Raw genomic sequence first — 960 nt, 5'->3', positions numbered from 1 at the left:
ATCCCTCGCACATCGTGAGTCACGAAATCCTGCGAATCAGCGAGTATACGGGAGAAAAGCCCTAATCTACGAGGGAGTGCCGTAAGAGATGCTTGGGCCTATTTGAGCAAATTCAGCTCATCCGGTGCGCTAAACGTCCTGTATACTAAATCTATCACTGGAGAAGCGGAGGTCTGAGGCGATGCAATGGTCTGAGGTGCGCGCACTCTTTCCGAACACGTTTGTCTTGATGGAAGACCAACGATCCTACACTGAAAACGGTGAATGGCACGTGGACGAAGTGGCCGTCATTCGGCCGTTGCATGATGGCAAAGAAGCCCTGATGGCGGTGAGGGCAGCCCATGGATCGACCTTTGTCTATCATACCAAGCACCCGGAGATTGTCATGCCCATCCGTTCCAAGCCTGCCTATCGGGGAGCTGAGCGTGAGACTTGAGTACCGCGACGGCCTGCTCTTTGCCTCCTTAACCATCGAACATGGCGGGCGAACGGTCACCGTGGACAACGTGATCGTGGACACCGGCGCGGCGGACACCATCATCGATATCATCGCCGTAGAACCGTTGCAACTCGCGGCCGACGAAGACGATGTCATCGTACGGATGGCGGGTCTCGGGGGCTTCGACTATGCCGTGCGCAAGACCGTCGACGCCCTCACCTTTGCCGGGCATACTTTGAGGAAACCATCGGTCGATTTTGGGAACTTAGTGGGGCACCCCGGCATCCATGGGTTGTTGGGGATGGACATATTGACGCATGGACAGTTCGTCCTCGACTTGCATGCGGTGACGATAAATCCCCACCGCGGACTCGACAGTCATCGTTTTTGACGAAGGTTTCCTCTCGTCGCAGCAACTGTTTACCAGGCGAATCAGCGGGATTCGGGGGTTGCGCCTTGAAAGCTCAAGGAACACGGGCCGCCTGCAATGGCGGCCAGAGTAAAGCTTAGCCGTGCAGCCA

General features: G+C 56.2%; 2 protein-coding genes. Both read left to right on the top strand.

The genetic code is table 11. From position 1 onward, the window contains the following. Positions 1 to 181 precede the first annotated feature (181 nt). On the top strand, positions 182 to 436 hold the full coding sequence (locus HIJ39_RS23155; RefSeq protein ID WP_169103375.1) for a hypothetical protein: 255 nt from the start codon (positions 182 to 184) through the stop codon (positions 434 to 436). After that, positions 426 to 830 carry an aspartyl protease family protein gene (locus HIJ39_RS23150; protein ID WP_169103374.1) on the top strand — a complete coding sequence of 135 codons (405 nt, stop codon included), beginning with the start codon at positions 426 to 428 and terminating at the stop codon, positions 828 to 830. The genes HIJ39_RS23155 and HIJ39_RS23150 overlap by 11 nt, the downstream gene beginning before the upstream one ends. Positions 831 to 960 lie beyond the last annotated feature (130 nt).

Origin of the sequence: Sulfobacillus harzensis, assembly GCF_012933365.1 — a bacterium.
GTDB classification, from domain to species: Bacteria; Bacillota; Sulfobacillia; order Sulfobacillales; family Sulfobacillaceae; genus Sulfobacillus_B; species Sulfobacillus_B harzensis.
This window is presented reverse-complemented; position numbering and strand designations above follow the sequence as displayed.